At 59.7% G+C, this 17,457-nt stretch carries 10 protein-coding genes and 2 pseudogenes; 10 read left to right on the top strand and 2 right to left on the bottom strand.

All coding sequences use genetic code 11. The features are described 5' to 3' along the window. The first annotated feature begins 18 nt into the window (after nt 1-18). The 10 genes and pseudogenes from Q0J85_RS05350 to Q0J85_RS05310 all read left to right on the top strand — a co-directional run bounded on the left by Q0J85_RS05350 (nt 19) and on the right by Q0J85_RS05310 (nt 11,499). Nucleotides 19-2,109, top strand: coding sequence for an alpha-amylase family protein (locus tag Q0J85_RS05350; RefSeq protein WP_294478938.1), 2,091 nt, complete (start codon nt 19-21; stop codon nt 2,107-2,109). Between the two features lie 222 nt (nt 2,110-2,331). Further along, nucleotides 2,332-3,156 (top strand): annotated as a pseudogene (locus Q0J85_RS05345) (LacI family DNA-binding transcriptional regulator); the annotation flags it as partial. A gap of 44 nt (nt 3,157-3,200) precedes the next feature. After that, on the top strand, nt 3,201-3,404 hold the full coding sequence (locus Q0J85_RS15445; protein WP_367274606.1) for a hypothetical protein: 204 nt from the start codon (nt 3,201-3,203) through the stop codon (nt 3,402-3,404). 717 nt (nt 3,405-4,121) lie between these two features. Further along, nucleotides 4,122-4,367: pseudogene (locus Q0J85_RS15440) on the top strand (type II secretion system protein); the annotation flags it as partial. Nucleotides 4,368-4,446: 79 nt separating this feature from the next. After that, nucleotides 4,447-4,923 (top strand): hypothetical protein, encoded by a 477-nt coding sequence (locus Q0J85_RS05335; protein WP_294478935.1) that lies wholly within the window; start codon nt 4,447-4,449, stop codon nt 4,921-4,923. A 27-nt stretch (nt 4,924-4,950) separates the two neighbouring features. After that, on the top strand, nt 4,951-6,027 hold the full coding sequence (locus tag Q0J85_RS05330) for a hypothetical protein (RefSeq protein WP_294478934.1): 1,077 nt from the start codon (nt 4,951-4,953) through the stop codon (nt 6,025-6,027). Further along, the gene (locus tag Q0J85_RS05325; protein WP_294478932.1) at nt 5,928-6,626 is read left to right on the top strand and encodes a hypothetical protein; all 699 of its coding nucleotides are present in this window, start codon (nt 5,928-5,930) and stop codon (nt 6,624-6,626) included. The genes Q0J85_RS05330 and Q0J85_RS05325 overlap by 100 nt, the downstream gene beginning before the upstream one ends. A gap of 1 nt (nt 6,627) precedes the next feature. Continuing rightward, complete coding sequence (locus Q0J85_RS05320) at nt 6,628-8,952, top strand: hypothetical protein (RefSeq protein WP_294478931.1); 2,325 nt, start codon at nt 6,628-6,630, stop codon at nt 8,950-8,952. 21 nt (nt 8,953-8,973) lie between these two features. After that, the gene (locus Q0J85_RS05315; protein ID WP_294478929.1) at nt 8,974-9,534 is read left to right on the top strand and encodes a hypothetical protein; all 561 of its coding nucleotides are present in this window, start codon (nt 8,974-8,976) and stop codon (nt 9,532-9,534) included. A 27-nt stretch (nt 9,535-9,561) separates the two neighbouring features. Further along, nucleotides 9,562-11,499 carry a hypothetical protein gene (locus Q0J85_RS05310; RefSeq protein WP_294478927.1) on the top strand — a complete coding sequence of 646 codons (1,938 nt, stop codon included), beginning with the start codon at nt 9,562-9,564 and terminating at the stop codon, nt 11,497-11,499. Nucleotides 11,500-11,540: 41 nt separating this feature from the next. On the opposite strand, the gene Q0J85_RS05305 is transcribed toward Q0J85_RS05310, so the two are convergent. Next, complete coding sequence (locus Q0J85_RS05305; protein WP_294478925.1) at nt 11,541-14,261, bottom strand: glycosyl hydrolase-related protein; 2,721 nt, start codon at nt 14,259-14,261, stop codon at nt 11,541-11,543. Nucleotides 14,262-14,353: 92 nt separating this feature from the next. After that, entirely contained in the window at nt 14,354-17,386 is a 3,033-nt protein-coding gene (locus Q0J85_RS05300; protein WP_294478919.1) for a hypothetical protein, read from the bottom strand. Nucleotides 17,387-17,457: the final 71 nt, after the last annotated feature.

The raw sequence follows: 17,457 nt of genomic DNA, 5'->3' as shown, positions 1-17,457 counted from the left end.
CGGTTCAGGAGGACGAAGATGAATTTCGGGGTGCAGTATTACCGTGCGCCGTTTCCTGATTCCAGATATTGGGATTCTGATCTGCGCAGGATTCGTGAAGCCGGACTCAACACCGTTCAGCTCTGGATCAGCTGGGGCTGGGTCGAGGCGACGCCGGACAAGTTTGTCTACGACGATTACGACCGGCTGATCGAACTTGCCGCGAAACATGGTCTTGGTGTGATCCTGAGCACGATCGCCGAGATTCAGCCGAACTGGATTCACCGGGTCGTTCCCGGCAGTGAGATGATCGGGATAAGCGGAAACCGGATTCTCTCCGGAGCCCGTTGCGAACATCATTTCGGAATCACGCCCGGCGGCTGTACCGACCATCCGGAGGTGTGGGCGCGCATGAAGCGCTTCATTCAGGAGACCGGGAAACGTTACGCCGGGCTCGAACATCTGCGCGGCTGGGACATCTGGAACGAACTGCGCTGGAATATTCAGGCGGGCGAACTGGTCTGTTTCTGCCCGGAGACGCTGCGGGAATTCCGGAGCTGGCTGCGGGAGAAATACGGTTCGCTCGAAGGGCTCAATGCGGCATGGAAACGGCGCTACTGTTCCTGGGAGGATGTTCTGCCCGGGCGGAATATCGACGGAGTCTACACGGAACTCATGGCGTTTCAGCACTTTCTGACCTGCCGCGCCGATCGTCATGCGGCGATGCGTCATGCGGCGATGCGCGAGGTGGACGGAGTTCATCCGATCACGGCGCACGGCTGCCAGCCGAGCGCGATGTACGCGGGCGGCATCGGTTTTCATGAGTACGCCCTCGACCGCGGCAACGACTGGAATCTGGCGGATGCGCTCGACGGCATCGGCTGTTCGAGTTTTCCGCAGTGGAGCGGGATCGACGACGCGGATTTCGGGCTGCGCATCGACATGGTGAAATCCGCCGCGCGCGGTAAGAAAGTGTGGCTGAGCGAGTTGCAGGGAGGCCGGGCGGCGGTCGGGTTCAACGTCTATGACGTCGTGCGTGCGGATCAGCAGCAGCGATGGCTCTGGAACGGGCTCGGCTGCGGAGCGGATACGATCCTCTTCTGGTGCTGGCGCGACGAAGTATTCGGGCGTGAGTCGAACGGGTTCGGAATCGCCGGGCGCGACGGTTTTGCGGAGGAGCGTCTTGCCGCGACGCAGGTCACGGGTGCACTCTGGGAGAAGCATGCGGAACTCTTCGATCATTATGTCCCGGACACCTCGGAAGTCGGGCTCTTTTTTTCCCCGCAGAGTTATTATCTGGCGTGGGCGCAGGAGGGGACGGCCGACCGGATTCGCGACGGGCTGCTCGGTTACGGACGGGCGCTGACCAGACGTTCGATCCCGCTGGTTTCCGTGGAAGAGACTCATCTGGAGGCGCTTGACAAACTCAAAGTTCTGTTTCTGCCGCGTGTGATCGTCACGGATCCGGCGACGGAAGAGGCGCTCTCGGCATTTGTCGAACGGGGAGGGACGCTCGTGGTCGAGTCGGAGTGCGGAGCGTTCAGTTCGGCCGGGTTCTACCGTTACCCGGAGGAGCGGTTTCTGAGCAAAATGGGCGTGACCGAGATCGGCCGCCGTTCGCTCGAGAGTCCGGTCGGGGGATTTCGTTGCGGCGGCCGGGAGTATCGGCTCGGGGTGTCGCAATGGCGCACTCCGGTCGAGGGAAATGAGTTCTGCGTGGAGAGGCGGTTCGGCCGGGGGAGTGTGATCCATCTGGCGAGTTATCCCGGCAATGCGTATCTGGAGGAGTGGAATCCTCAATTTGAGGAGCTGCTGGCGGCGATCGTGCGCGACGCGGGAGTCAAGCTGCCGGTAGAGGTTCTCTCTCCCGCGTGCGGAGAAAAGGAGTTTCTCTATCTCAAGAGCGGCAAATCGGGAAGGAAAAGTGTGTTGTTCGTCTTTTTCCCGCCGGGGTGTTCCAGTGCACAGGTCGCACTCGGTCCGGAACTCTTCCCGGGGGGACAGGCTGCCGAGCTTTTCACGGGCGAACGGCTTCCGGTCTCCGTCGCGGCGGACGGACGTCGCGTCATGAAGCTGAAGCCGGGCCGCTGTCAGATCGCCGTCTGCACCGATGCGCCCGGCGTTCTGTGAACGTTTAAAATAAATTCACCGTTGCCCGGCGGATTGTTGAATACACTGTGCCGTGTTCACAATCCGCCTGTTTATTTTTAAGTCTTTTTTGCCTCCCGAGTTGTCTTTCCTGCGTGGTGAACGTTCATTGAAAAAAGCACGGGTTTTTGTGAACAAACTCTTGTCATTTCTCTTATTCTTTGTCATAATTATGAATGAACAAACGAGAAAGGAAATTCAGCAATGCCGGAAGAGATCACCATCAGGGAGGTGGCGAAACTGGTCGGATTTTCGACCGGTACAGTCAGCCGGGTACTGAACGGCGCTCCGAATGTGGATCCGGAGATCAACAGCCGGATTCTGCGGGCGCTCAAAGAGACCGGATATCTGGCAAAGGAACGTTATCGTCCGGGGCGGAAGACGCGCCGCTGTGGAAACCGGGTCTGCATGCTGATGCCGGGTATGAGTTCAAACTGGCGGGACAAGCCTCTTTTTATGAGCTGGGTTACTGGGATCGAGAGTGCGTGCCACAAATACGATTATCAGCTTGACATTCAGTTTTCGCATCCTGAACTTTCGAGTCGGGAACTTTCTCGGATGTTACGTCCTTATGATGGGATTCTGCTGGGTGTTCCGGCGCTGAATCCGGAGTTCCTGCCGTTTCTGCCGAAAAACATCCCGGTGGTGAGCTTCGACAGTGCCTTGCCGAATCTGCCATTTCCCCAGGTAACGGGTGACGAATATGCCGCGGGGCGATGTGTCACCAGTGAACTTATGCGATTCGGGCACGAAAAAATCGCGTTCGTGAATCCGGATATCTGGCACCGAGATTTCTCCGCCCGTTGCGCCGGATACATCGCCCTGATGATTGAAAACGGAAAATTTCGCCCGGAATATCTCATAACCTCGAGTTCTGAAATACAGGAAGTTGATGAGCCGATGGCTTCTCTGCCGGATCACTTCGCCACACTCAATTATCTACTTTCGCTGCCGGAGCCGCCGAGCTCTGTGATTTTCGCGAATGACTGGCATGCGGCCGGTTTCTACAATGCTTGTTTTTGCAGGGGAATCACAATTCCTGGCAATTCAGCATTGTTGCATTCGACAACACAGTGTCAATCTGCGAAATTCTCCATCCGAAACTCAGCAGTTATCAGCCGCCATTCGAGGAGTGCGCCTACCGCGCAGCGGAATTACTGTTCGGGAAAATTGAATCCGGGATGCTTCCTGACAAACGCAAACCGGAAATTCTCTGTCTTTCCGGTAAAATGATTCTGCGTGATTCGATCAAGACTCTATCTCGCGCTCTCAAATGACATATATTATTTATTGCATTGTTACAGTCAAAAAGGAGGAAAAATAAAACATTATCTATTTGCATTAATCGAATTTTTAATAGAGGATAATTGTTAAATGTACAAAAAGTATTTCCCTGTTTTTGTCTCGCAGTCAAGAGGGAGGTCAGAGAGAGAGAAAATGACTGTAAGGGCCACGTCTCTTTCCGAACCAACTCTTCAAACTACTCATCGGTCTTTCCATTATTTGCATTCGGTAAGCAATTCTTTATCCTCGCATCGATTGGCCGCAGTTGGGTCCGACTCTGCTCCGTTCGCGGCATCGGCGCCCTTTCGGGCGCAGATAGCTCGGAGGACGGCGATAATGTTTCCTGCCCTCAAAGGCCACACCGTATCCCAGGTAACATTTACGTTGATAGAACTTCTAATTGTGAAACTTTATCAAATGTACCTTTCTTCCCTTATTTTCACCGGGCTGTCAAGAGAGGGGTTCGGGGGAGAGAAAGCGGCTCGGGAAGCCGCGTCTCTCCCCGTACCAACCAACCATCAAACACCCCATTGGCCGATCATCGCTGCGCAACAGAGTCTCCGCTCGGCAAGCGGCGAGGTGGAGCAACAACGCGAATGGGTCTTTCCGCAGAAAAGCGGGAAGAGCCGTTCGCGTTTTTGCGGCTCATTCTCCCCGCACCGGTCGACCGCAGCCGAGTCCGACTCCGCCCCGTACGCGGCACCGGCACCTTGCCGGACGCCGGGGGTGCGGGGGCGGCGGACACGCCCCCTGCCACCCACGACCCGGTAACGAGAAAAGCGGCGTTTACGCTGATAGAACTTCTGGTGGTGATTGCGATCATCGCGATTCTGGCGGGTATGCTGCTGCCGGCGCTGAACCAGGCGCGGGAACGCGGGCGGGCAATCAAATGCGCGAGCAACATGCGCCAGATGGGTACTGCAATGGCGATGTATTCCGACACGTACAGTGATTATCTGACCCCGCAGGCCGAGGGGGGGATACATGTGGACCTGGGAGCACCAGATCTCACGTTTCATGGGAGTTGCCAACGGGGTGCAGCCGAACAGGAAAGACGGGACGGCACCGATTTTCAAATGTGATTCGGACGCTGTTGTCCGCAATGATGATACGAAGAATCCGCGTTCCTACTCATTCAACCGGGCGAAACTTGTGCTTCCGGCGGGTCGGGGCGGCTGCCGGATCGACAACAACCAGAAAGCGATCACGACCGATCCGGCCGATGGGTTGCTGATCGGGGCCAAGGTTACGCGCGTCTGCGCCCATTCGCATGTGATCATGATCGCCGAACGGATTCAGGAGAACAATTTCATCGCCAACAACTCCTGCAGCGGGGTGATGAATCCGCGTGCGCAGCGGGTGAACGGCACTTTGCCGATCAGCCACGGGCAGAGATGGAACTACCTGATGGTTGACGGGCATGTCGAGTCGCTTTCCGACTCCGAGTCGGTGGAGGGCAGCAGCAATACCAACTCCGAAACCGCGATCGGACGCTGGAAAGACAACTACTGAAATTCCGGAATGAAAATGGAGTCCATTATGAGAACGGCACTTTTCCTCCTGCTCCCGGCGCTTTCGATGATGATTGCGTCGGCTCTTGAGATTCGCAGTGCGAAATTCGGAGTCGGCGACAAGTGGGCCGATGTGACCGAACCGTTCAAGCAGCTGAAAGCCAATGACGATCTCTACATCGGCTGGATCGACGGAAACCGGATGGCGGGCAGAGATCCAGCCCCCCGCATCGCGAAAAAGCTCGTCGTGGTCTATGTGGACAACGACGGCACGGAGAAAACGGCCATGCTCGACGAGCGCACGATCAACGGCGTTGCGGCGAATACGCCTGTTTCGCAGGAGTTTCAGCTGGGGAGCGCCTGGTTCGGCGATCACGGCAAGTATCTGAACATCACGGAGAAAATGCGTGAGATCATCGCCTCCAACCGGGAAGTGACGCTCGACTTTCCGACCCTCGGGATCGACGTCAGGGACGATCCGGTTCCGGGGAAAAACAAGCTCGTGGTTCTTTTTTACAGCATCGACGGCCGGCAGTACTGCAAGCAGCTCTGGGAGAAAGACAAATTCAAAGGCAGTTCGATCTCCGGCGCATTTGATCCGATTCCGGAGGTGAAGAACGCCCGGACTCCTTTCCGCGGCATGGAGCTGGATACGGCGGTCTGGCAGTGGGCGATGCCGGTCGACGGTGTGATTTCCGGGGAAACGGTCTGCCGCCGGTGGCATATCTCTACATTCCTCCGAAGACGGCGAACGTGCGCGGCATTGTGGTCGGGCAGTTCAACATGCTCGAACTGCCGATTCTCGAGCATCCGAAGTTTCGCGAGACGCTGCAGAAACTCGATTTTGCAGCCGTCTGGATTGCGCCGTCGCTCTTCGGGGCGGACTTCAACTTCAAGGATGCCGGAAAGGCCGCGGCGGTTGGAAAGATGTTTGAAGATCTCGCTGAGTTGTCCGGCTGCAGGGAACTTGCAACGGCTCCCCTGGTCGGGATCGGCCACTCCGCCATGGCGAACTTTCCGTGGGAACTTGCGGCGTGGAAACCGGAACGGGCTCTCGCCGGGATTTCGTATGACGGCACTTTTGCAAGTCAGGCCGGGACGTTGAATGAAAACGACTTGAAACGTCTGGAGGGGGTGTTTCTCGACCGGGTTCCGCAGGGGCGTGCCGAACGTTGGAGCGGAAAAAAGGCCGGGGAGGCGATCGCGCACGGCAGCGATGCGGAACGGATTCAGATCTTTCCGATCTGCGGCCCCGTCGTCCGGATCGACAACGAGACGATGGCGGTCCGGTTCAACCGGTTCGGATTCACTTCAAGCCGCCATCCCGGAGAGATTTACATGATTGCGGTCTATCCCGGGGATGATACGTATCGGCGCATTGTTCAACAGTCGGTGATGATGATTCCGCACCGCAACACGAAAGGAGTCGCGCAGCGGATCGAATTCCCGGAGATTCCGGATCAGCGGGTCGGGACGAACTCCGTCACTCTTCAGGCCCGGGCGAACACCGGCATGCCGGTCGCATATTATGTCGAGTACGGCCCCGCGTATTTGAAAGATAACGAGCTGATCTTCACGGAGATTCCGGCCGGAGCGAAATTCCCGGTCGAAGTTTCGGTCGTGGCGTACCAGTACGGAAACGCCGGAAAGCCGCAGCTGCAGAGCGCCAACCCGGTCACCCGCAGATTCAGGATTGTCAAGTAACATGTTCATGTTCAACGGAAAAATGATTGCGCTTGCGCTAGCGTCAACATGCGCGCTGCTGCCGGCCGGGGCGGGGATGATCGATACGCTTCGTCTCGGGGATCCGGTGAGTGAAAAGGCGCACGGTTTCGACGGTCCGGAGACGCGCGTCGTCGCGGGAGGGCTCGGCGAAGCGGCCCGCGTGATTGCGCCGCCCGCAACCGCGAACTTCCGCAGCGAACCGGTCCGATTCACGATGAAAGTCGACCCGAACGCGCAGAACTATTTTCCCGCAAAATTCTGGGGCGGAGACATTTCGGAAAATCTGCTCATTTTGCATGCCGACGGGAGGCAGCTCGGTTATCGTCACCTCGGCGATTATGACATTCTCGATCACGGTGAGCCGGAGCCGCAGTTTCCGGGCCGGTTCGTTTACGTGACGTTTCCGCTGCCGAAGTCTCTGACCGAGGGCAGAAGGAGTCTGGATTTTGAACTTCATGCCACGGGGCGGATCTGGGGATACGGTCGCGATTTCAAACAGTACCAGAAAGAGATGGTCGAGCCCGGCCGCACGATGTACAGCTTCTACACGCATACCGGGAGTTTCCTCGAGATTCCGGCCGGGGAGAAACAGGGCGTCGCCCCGGCGCGCCGGAAGCCGCAGCCGGAGAAGGAGGATTTTTCCAGACTCAATGCACGGGTCGAACGCGATCTGAAGAACTTCCTGAAACCCGGGAAAATCGGCTCTCAGATGCAGATTCAGTTCGTCGCCCGGGCTTACTTCGTCGAGACGAGCAGCGCGTATCGCAATCCCGCCGCGGTTCGCGCGGTGATCGAGGGCATCGACCGGTATTTCATCCAGTTCCGGAACGATCCGAAACTCGCGGAATCCGACCGCTCCACCTGGAATCCCGGCTGGTTCGGTTTCGGACCGGTCGGGGAGGCGATCGTATTGCTGCATAAGGAGATCGCTCCCGAACTCACGTGCCGGATCGAGGATGAAAAAGGGAACTCCATTGTCCGACGCGAAGCGTGGGCCGAAATGCTCAAGGCCGCGAACGATTTTCTCGCGACTCATCGCCGGATGTATACGAATCAGTCGATGATCGTCGACATGAATCTGCACTGGAACAACCGCGCGCTGAATCTTCTCGCGCCCGGAGAGGGATTGCCCGAGGAGATGACTCTCGGATTCCTGAAAGAGTCGGTCGGCCTGCGGCCGTGGTCCGGCAGCCTCGGGAAAGACGGCAGAGCTGTCCGTCCTCAGGGGGAGAATTATATGCAGTTGACCGCCAAAGGGTTGACGAAAGAGCTCGGCTACGTCGGCAGCTACGGCGAAGTCCTCGACTTGGCGACTGGCATCTACAATGCGACCCGCCCGGCGCCGGGGGAACCGGGAGATCCGGAGATCGACGCCGCGCTTGCGAAGATGATCCGGGCCCGTTCGTACTTCCGTCACCCCGCGCTTTCTCCGGAGGGATATCCCGAGATGCGGCTCGAAACCGTCGTCGGCTGGCGGGACGTGCGCTCTCCCGGAGATGTGACCTATGCCGAACGGCCGACGCGCGATGGTTCGGCGCTCTATGCTCCGATGGCGCTGCGCGACCCGTTCGCGATCGGACTCGCGCAGCAGATGGTTGAGGAGCGGCAGTTCTTCCGCTCCGAGGAGACCCGCATGAAAGAGGGCGGATTCCGGGTCACTGCCGGACTGCTGCACTCGCAGAGCCAGTATGAAGAGCTGAAAAAGCTGCCGCGTTCTCCTTTCCGCATGCCGATGTCGCCGGATCAGCCGGATTTCGTTTTCAGTGACGAGGAGAACGGGGTGCTCGCATTGAAGTGCGGCGGGGAGATTCTCTATGCGTCGCTCTGCTGGCGAGCCCGGCATGCGGTGAATTTTCTGGCGAAAATCCACTATCTCACTCCCCGGATCGAGCGCATTGCGACCATCCGCGAGGAGATTGAGTTTGAATCTTCCGGCATGAATTATGTTCGGCCGAACTGGACGAATTTCGGATTCGGCAACGGCGGCGGCCACATTCACTATCCCGGGGAGCGGGAGTTCCGTTCCGCCCATGCGGGGGAGGTGCTGCCGATTGCGAAGATTCCGGAGGGAATTGCTTTCAAGCCGGGGCAGGAGAGTCCTTATGCCGGGCGCGGAGAGTTCTACCGCGCGAACTACGGGCCGTTTGAGATCGGCATGAATGCAACTCATGACAAAGAGTTTACCCTGCGGCTGCCCGCTGACGGCAACTCTTACCGGATACTTCCGGCCGGCCGGGTGTGCGCGCCGGGTGAGAAACTGGTGGTGAAACCCATGTCCACCATCGTATTAAGGAAAGACCAGTAACAGATGAAAGGAGTCGGGAAGATGAACAAGTTTTTTACAACGCTGCTCGCGGCCGCCTGCGCGGCCGGACTCTCCGCTGGAGAGCTCAAGATCGTGAAAGCCGCCTACGGGAACGGCGAACAGGTCAACGATGTGACGGAAGCGTTTCTGAAACATGCCGGCGGATTGCCGGGAACGTTTCTGACGATCACGCCGTCGAACAAGTTCTTCGCTCCCGACCTGGCGCCGCGCAAGGCCAAAACGCTGACCGTCACCTACACCGACGGCGGCGCGGAGAAGAGCGTCCGGATTCCGGAGCGTCAATTCGGCGTCGTGGTTGCAAATGCCGACCCCGCGCAGGAGTTCAAGGTGCTGCGCGCGTTCTATGGTTCCGGCAGGGAGTGGAAAGAGGTAACGGACAAAATTCTGTCTGTCATCGAGAACAATACCATCCTCGGGATCAACAACACGACCCTCGGCCCCGATCCGGCTCCGCGCAAAAAGAAAGAACTGCTCGTCATTTACACGCAGGACAATCAGGTGCGTTTTCTGCAGATCCCGGAGAAGACCGACTTTTCGGTTGACTGTTTCCAGAAGAAGTGATCTCTCACGGCAGGACAGGCGCGAAGAATGAAAGTCGAACTCTTTTACCAGACCCGGAACGGCGGATGGGAATCGGCAGGCATCGTCGATCCCGTCCGGGGAGCGAAATTCAAGAATGCCGACATCTCTCTGAGATTCACCTGTTTCCCGGCCGGGGAGGAGACCGGGTACGAACTCGAATTCTCCGCGCGATATCCCACTCGCGCCAAAATAGCCGGTTCGCTCGACGGAGGGGAGGCGTGGCATCTGATCCCGTGCTGCATTCACGGCGACAACAACCTTGCGAACGCGAAGCCGGGCCAGTACCCGAACCTGACGCGCGAATATCCCGAGGCGATCTACTCCTCGCCGGTCTGGGAGTTCCGCGCCGACCGCGCGAGCCATCCGGTTTCGATCGCGGTTACGGCGCGCGGGGAGGTCGGGGCGATCTCGATCGATCCCTATTGCCGTGATGGCGAGCGTCATCTTGTGCGCAACGGCCTCTTCGCCGAGTTGCCGGATCGCTTCGGGGTCACGGTCGGTTATGCGAATCTCCCGTTCACGTTCGTGAACAAGTACTGCGACCATGATGACGGCCGCTCCAAATCGACCAGTCAGCCCGTGACCGGAGCGAAATGTTCCGGGAAACTCTTTCATTTCCGCGACGGCTGCCGCGATCGGGTGCGCACGATCATCGAATCGCTTTACCGTCACTATCGCGAGTGTCCGAAATTCGAGAAGAGTTTCGAAGAGGCGGCGCGCGCCGTGCTGACCGCTTTCGTCGAACAGAACTGGTCGGATGCGTTCAATCACTATACGGATCAGGAGGCGCATCCGCCGCGGCAGCCGGAATTAAAACCGTGGCGCGCGCTGCTCGAGATCGGGTGGACGGGTGGATCGATCCTCGCTTATCCCTTTATCACGGCGATGGATGTGCTGAAACTTCCGGAGAAGTTTTTCCGCGGCCGCAAGTCCGGCTACGATCTCTTCAACGAGATTCTCGACGGGTACAACCCCGCTTCCGGGATGTTTTACGATCTGGTGCGCGAACTGCGCGGCAGCCGGGTCAACGGCTGGTGGGATTTCCTGAAGATCACACACGACCGGCACAGCGCCTACACGAACGGGCATGCGCTCTACTATCTCTTTCTGACGCTGACCCATTTGAAACGGCACAACCGGCCGATTCCGGCAGGCTGGCTCGAGCGCGCGATCGAAGTCGCCGACAACCATGTCGCATTGCAGCGTGAGGACGGCTGCTGCGGTTACGCTTTCCATACGGATCGGCGCGAAGTCTCCGACTGGAACGGGTTTGCGGGGTGCTGGATCGGCGCGGCGCTCGCCGCCGCCGGCGCTTTCACCGGGGAATCCCGGTATCGCGACGCCGCCCGCAAAGCGGCTCTGTTCTATCACAAGCCCGTTCGGGAGCAGAATGTCTGCGGTACGCCGATGGACACCTGGAAAGCCCCCGATCAGGAGGGGAATCTCGCCTTTATGAAACTCGTCCGGATGCTCCATGAGGAGACCGGCGAACCGCTTATGCTCCAGATGCTTGAGGACGGTGCGCACTATGAATATCTGTGGCGTTACGGTTTCCGGGCGGTGCCGGAGATCATGCCGCTGGCGGGCAGCGGCTGGAACTCCTGCGGCGGTTCGGTGACGAGCGTCTCGAATCCGCACATCCACCCGATGGGCGTACTTGTGATGCCGGAGCTCTTCTATCTCGCGGAGCGGACCGGAAACGAGCTGCACCGGATGCGCGCCGAGGACGGCATGGCGTGGATCATGAACTGCCTCGAACTCTATCCGGAGATCACCGGATACGGCCGCTACGGCGTGACCACGGAGCGCTACTGCCCGAGCGACGGGTTGACCGACTTCTGCTACAGCGACGGCCGCCCCTCGTCGCTCTGGTACTCCTACAACGGCTGGGCTGCGGCCAATACGCTTGAAGCGCTGCTCTGGATGGTCGCCAATCCCAGGTGAGTTTCCTCCGGAACGGCCCCCCGGGGCAGGGGGGCTTCCGGTCAGAACTCGAGTTTGAGCGTGACGATCTCGTGCGGCCGGGCCGAAACGTTGAGATTCGCCGGGTCGAGCTCGCCGAGTTCGCTTTCGTCGAGACGGCACTGTGTCACCCGCCTGAGCGGTTTCGCCGTCCGGATCGAAGCGGAGTGATCGGATGCTTCAAGGTTTACCAGTCGCAGAATGACGCTGCCGGGAGTCCCGTCGTCGGCGGGTTTCAGCGCCGTTACGGCAAGGGACCCGGTGATGCGGAGGAAGCTGCCGGAATCGGTGTTCACGGCATCCGCGCTTTTCAGCATCCAGGTTGAAACCGGAGTGCGCAGTTCCCGAAGCGTTTCGTACAGTTCGGTCCGGCTGCGTCCGGGCGGGAAAAACGCGATGGCGTACTCGAAAGGACGTTCTCCCGGGAGCTGTCCCTCCGTCTCCCCATTGGTCTGAACCGTGCGCCGGAATGCGCGCAGCAAAGTGATGACAAGCGAGTTCTGTTTGTCGTCAAGCGCGCCGCCCTCGTGGATTCCGGCGCGGGTGAGGAGGGCGATGCCGCCCAGGGAGTCCCGTTTGCCGAGAATGCCGTCGAAATTTTTCTCGATCATCTCGGGCTCGGGGAACGTTTCGGACTCTGCACCGGTCGTGCGCCCGGCCGGGCGTTCGAGGATCGTGAAAGCCTGACTTGCGAAGCCGTTTCCGGCGATGCCGGTCGGCAGCAGCATCTGCAGCCGGTAGTCCCGGACGTTGTTGTGTACGACCGTGCGGCAGTTCAAGATTTCGCTGCCGCGATCGAGGGCGACGGAAGTGACGATCTCGAGCGTGACGCGCTCCCGGCTCTCCGTGATTCCCGCATACTGTTCGCTCAGAGTTCCGTTGAAACAGAGTTCGCGCGGCATTTCATAACTCCGGACGATCTCGAATTCGGTTCTCTCCGGACCGTCCTGAACGAGCGTGACCCGGGCGCAGGAACTTCCGCAGACGCGGCGGTTGCCGACGGGGCGCACGTGATTCCAGCCGTCCCCGATTTCCCGGTCCATGCGGAAGTCGTTCAAGCCGGAATAGTTGCGGTTGCTGCGCAAATCGGTCACGTCGAACGTTCCGTCGGGATGGATCTCGAGGGAGAGAATCCCGTTCGAGGCGGAGGTCGGCGAAGTGGTCATGGTCGCGAAACTGCGCACGAACTCTTGTGCCGGGCGGATCTCGATGTTTCCCCAGCCGGCGGCCGGGAGCTGAGGCGCGCAGATGATCCTGTAGAGGTCATACCGGCGGTGATCCTGCCGGTAATAAGAACGGATCTGGTTGCAGGTGATGGATTTCAGTTGATACGGAATCTCTTCCCCATCCCCGCCGTAGAGCCGGAAGCTGTTCACGAATTCGTAACCGAACGGCTCGGATTGGAGTTTCGGATAGGGCGCGATCGTCCGGGCGGGGAACGCGATTTCAAGCTCCCGCATGCTGCCGACCGGATGCGGCAGCGGGTTGAAGAGGCGCATTGTGTAACGTCCGTCCGCCGCGACCGCTTCGCGCTCCTTGTCGTCGGTGAAACTCTGGCGGATTCCGGTCAGGAATGATTTCCCGGTAACACGTTCGTAATCAATGACGCGGAACTCCTCGTCGAGCGTGCGCGCGAGGTTGCCGACCTCCTCCATGCGGCCGAGCACCGCGCGGTGTACCTGATCGATCGAACAGCCGCAGATCGAATCGTGCGCATGGTTCTTGAGCAGATGCTTCCACGTGTAACGCAGCAGCGGCAGCGACTCGACGTCCCCGATGGCGGCGCGGATCGCGGCCTGCGGTTCGATCAGCAGTTCCAGCATGTTCTGGCAGAGATCGTTTGCCCGTTTCACGTCGGCGCGGGAACTCAAAGTCGCGCTGATCTGCCATGCGCCGTTCTTCGGACCGTCGGCGGGATGAATCTGTTCGCCGGTGATGACCGGAAGATCGGGGGAATTGTACTCTCTGTCAAAGAGTTCCGTGTAGTCGGTATGGATGATTTCCGCGTCGGGATAGAGTTCGCGGATGCAGTTGAACAGCTTTTCGGTCTCCCCGAACGGAGTGGCGTGGTCGAAGCCGTCGGAGAGAACGAAGCAGTCGCCCCACTCGTCGTAATCCTCCTCCACCCAGTCGCGGAAACGCTGCTTGAACGCCTCCGCGTCGAGCGGCAGCGGCAGGATGCCGCGGACGTTCAGCGTGAAATCGCTGTACCCGGAACGCTTTGAGAGATTCAGTGTTTTGATCCGGGTCCCGTCCGGGGACTCCCAGTAGATCAGGTGGCTGCCCCGGCCGCCCGGGACGCCGCGCCAGACGACCGCCCCCTTGAGGCCGAACCCCGCGAGAATCTGCGGCAGCTGCGCGATGTGGCCGAAGATGTCGCAGACGTAACCGACCGGCCAGGCTTTTCCGCCGAATTCAGATGCGATCCGCCTGCCGGCCAGGAAGTTGCGGATCATCGCCTCGCCGGAGACGAGAAACTCGTCCGGCATGACATACCACGGGCCGACATTGAGTTTGCCCGCGCGGATCAGCTTTTCGAGGCGCGGCCTCCAGTCCGGACGGATCTCGCAGATGTCCTCAAGGACGACGGTCTGGCCGTCGAACGTGAATTTGCGGAAAGCCGGCGTCGAGTCGTAGATTTTCAGCAGTTCGCGCGTCGCGTCGATCAGGTATTTGCGGAACTCCTCAAACGGCTGATACCATTCGCGGTCCCAGTGGGTCGAATTGAAATAGTAGAATTTCATCGCTTCCTCCGTGGTTTGGAAGAAGTATAATTCTCCGCAGGCGTTTTTTCCAGCCGGAAACGTGAAAAAAAGAGGAAAACCGCCTGAAGTCGTCATCTGCTGCCGGTTTTCCGCCAGCGGATCTCGGCCATCCAGAGGTCGTGGACCGCGATGACGGAGTTCGGCGTCCGACCCGGCAGAAGAACCCGGACTTTCGGAATGAGCAGACGCGGCGACTGCTCCGGAGCGTCGAGCCGGAGATGGGTCATCATGCCGTACCGGTTCTCGCCGCCGGCGCACCAGAAGTTGCCGTTTTCGACGAGGAACGGACCGGAGAAATTCAGATTTTCCCCCCAGCTTTGCCTGATATTGTAAGGCTTGAGGAATTCGGGACTCCCCCAGCCCATTGTCTCAATTCCGCCGGTCTCCGGATTGAAGCGGACGAAAATCCCGTACAGAATGAGCTGCCGGCGATCTTTCCAGGTTGTTCCGGTGAGGCTGAAGTCTGTCTCCGCGTTTCCGGGACGGAAGAAATTGTAATTGGTCCGGCGATCCAGAAACGCCCGTTTCTCTTCCACGAAATCCTGAAGTTTCTCCGCCTTCCCGGTATTGAGATCGTATTTCCAGAACCCGGACAACTTCGGATCGATCGCGATCACCGGGAAGAAGAGAGTTTCCCCCCGTGATGCTATCCCCCCGACATAATAGGGCTTCGCGGCTTTTTCCAGCGGGTGATCCGTCCCGTTGCGCTGCGTCGAAATGTGGGTGCGGAGATCTCTGCCGTCCGGGCGGAACGAGATCAGCGCAGTGAAGTCATCTCCGAGAAATGCGTAGATTCGCCCCTTGTGCCGCAGCAGCGCATGGACGCGCTGCTTGACGAAATCGGTGTGAACGGTCATCTTTCCGCTGTGGCGGTTGATCGAGATGATCTGATCGTCGGTGCCGATGAGGATCATATCCCGGTCGCAGAAAAGCGTCGCCCCGCCGTAGACGTAACGGCGATAATCCGCAAGATGGAGTTCGTTCGAGTTGAACGTCCGGATCTTTCTGAGGCGCAGCCGGGTTCCGTCCCAGTGTTCCAGCGTGTAGGCTCCGGTATCATTCGCGTATCGCAGGAGACAGCCGTCCCGGCCGCCGTCGGCATTGGCGGCCGCCGCAAGCAGCTGGTCCATGTACTGCGGGGTGGGGGCCATGGGCGACAGCGGGGAATCCGCGCTCATCTGCTCGCCGCTGAGCGAATCTTCGCGGCTGCGCCAGTTGGTCAGGATCGGCCGGATCACGTAATCGGGATTCCATCTCTGAAGTTCGGCCGGATTGAGCAGGTAGAACTCCCGGGAGAGCGGAACGGCCCAGACGGGGGTGCGCATGGTGAGCGCATCGACTTTCTGTTTTTTCAACAGGTCGAAGAGGCGGGCGGGGGAGGCGTTTCTCGCCGCCCGCGGGTCGTCCGGTGGCAGTCGGGCGGCTTCGAGCTCCGCAAGCTGCTGTTTGAGAGCGGCGCTCGGGAGAATGGAGTTGCCGATGTCGCAGAGTTTTTCCCGCCGTTCCTGCGGCTGCTCCATGATCCATCCGGCGTATTCCGCGACCGCATCCCGGCTGTTCTCCTGCATGCCGGGCTTGTACTTGAGGCGGGCGAGCATCGCCCGTCCCTGCGCCTCCTGACTCAGGTTCGGCGAGCGGGCGAGCCGTTCCGCGATGCTCCGGTAGAGGTCGCGTTCCTGACCGTCGGGGTACGGCAGAAATCTGGTTATGCTCAGATTCGCGTCGGGATATTGCGCCGCATAGCCGCGGAGTTGATCGATCTCCTTGTCGAGCGCCTGAAGCTGGAGTGCCCGGTCGAAGTAGAGGGCGGGCGAACAGCGCATGGCCGCGCAGGAGGCGTAAGCCGCAAGCTCCTTTTCGTTCGCCGGCGGGCCTTTCAGCTCGATCTCCGGCAGACAGGCGATCAGCCGGGGACGGTATTGAGCGACCCAGCGGCGGAGCTTCCCGTGCAGAGCCGGGGGCAGCTCGGAGGTGTCGAAATGGTCGAGCATCGCGTAGATCGTAACGGCCGAGAAGTTCTTGAAATAGTAGGTGCCGACTCCGCGCTCCATGAGGGCGGCGGCCTCCTGAATGAGCTCGAATCTCGTCTCGTCGGAAGCGCCGTTCGAGAGTTCAAACCGCATCGTGTCGAGAGCCCAGGTCTGGTAGAGAACGTTGCCCGGATCGAGTGCGATCGCGGTGTAGGAGCGCTCCATGGCCGCACGCGGATTCCCGTGCCGTTTCTGAAAGAAGAACTCGTTGTAACAGCGGCGCGCCTCCGCTTTCACGTCCGGATGTTTCTCCGGGAACGGCATTTGGAGAGAGTCGCAGATTGTGCGCAGAATTCCCTGCGGGTCATTGCGTTCCGCCCCCTGAACCGTTCGGTTGAGGAGCTCTCTGCCCGCTGCGTCGGTCAACCGCAGAGCGGCGGCCCAGTCGGATGTTCCCCCGCCGGCGGGAGTGAATTCGAGTCGGATGAACGTGCTGCCGGCGGGCAGGCGTACTTCCGGCCGGTTATCGGAGTCGTCGAGTCTGAGCATCGTGGTGTCCGGCAGGTACTGCAGCTCGAGTTCCAGGCGCGCGGCCAGCTGCGTGAATTCCCGGGGCAGGTCGGGCGGCAGTGCGCCGCGGCCGGCGGCGGAAAAGAGCAGCGTGCGGCGTTTTTCCGGCGTTTCCACCGCGCGGACAGCCTCGCCGATCGCCTCCGCCACGGTTTTTCGCGCCTCGTCCGGATTCTCGGGCAGAGAGCGGTTCAGCAGACGCAGGCCGCCGGCCTGATCGAAGATGACGACTCTCGACGGATATTTTTTCCGCGTCCCGTATGTGAGGCCGTCCCCGACGACCACAAGCAGGTCGGTCCGGTTCAGCCGTTTCAGCGTGTTCTGCTTCAGGAGTTCATCCCGGCGCAGATTGAGTTCCCGGAGAATCCGGTCGATCTCCCCGGATTTGAGAAAGAGAAACCCGCGTCCGTTGTCGGGCAGCAGTTCGCGGAACGGTTGAGAAACATCTTCCCCGGCGAGAATGGTGCAGGCCGGTTCTTTCCCGGTACAGAGTCTCCCCAGACACAGAAGAGAGACGATTGCGAACAGCCGGAAGCAAACCGCTCCGGTGAATGTGAATTTCATGATGTTCTCCCGTATGGATGGCTGCCGCCGGTCCGACCGGGCCGTCCGCACGGGGGGGGCGGTCTCCGAGG

This window comes from uncultured Victivallis sp., from assembly GCA_944389935.1.
In the GTDB taxonomy this organism is placed as follows: domain Bacteria; phylum Verrucomicrobiota; class Lentisphaeria; order Victivallales; family Victivallaceae; genus Victivallis.
Note: the sequence above shows the minus strand (reverse complement) of the source record. Positions and strands in the feature narration are given on the sequence as shown.

Excerpts from the sequence above, each read along its gene's own strand:
- Q0J85_RS05350 (WP_294478938.1), top strand. The coding sequence starts at position 19 with ATGAATTTCGGGGTGCAGTATTACCGTGCGCCGTTTCCTGATTCCAGA.
- Q0J85_RS05330 (WP_294478934.1), top strand. The coding sequence starts at position 4,951 with ATGAGAACGGCACTTTTCCTCCTGCTCCCGGCGCTTTCGATGATGATT.
- Q0J85_RS05325 (WP_294478932.1), top strand. The coding sequence starts at position 5,928 with ATGGCGAACTTTCCGTGGGAACTTGCGGCGTGGAAACCGGAACGGGCT.
- Q0J85_RS05320 (WP_294478931.1), top strand. The coding sequence starts at position 6,628 with ATGTTCATGTTCAACGGAAAAATGATTGCGCTTGCGCTAGCGTCAACA.
- Q0J85_RS05315 (WP_294478929.1), top strand. The coding sequence starts at position 8,974 with ATGAACAAGTTTTTTACAACGCTGCTCGCGGCCGCCTGCGCGGCCGGA.
- Q0J85_RS05310 (WP_294478927.1), top strand. The coding sequence starts at position 9,562 with ATGAAAGTCGAACTCTTTTACCAGACCCGGAACGGCGGATGGGAATCG.
- Q0J85_RS05305 (WP_294478925.1), bottom strand. The coding sequence starts at position 14,261 with ATGAAATTCTACTATTTCAATTCGACCCACTGGGACCGCGAATGGTAT.
- Q0J85_RS05300 (WP_294478919.1), bottom strand. The coding sequence starts at position 17,386 with ATGAAATTCACATTCACCGGAGCGGTTTGCTTCCGGCTGTTCGCAATC.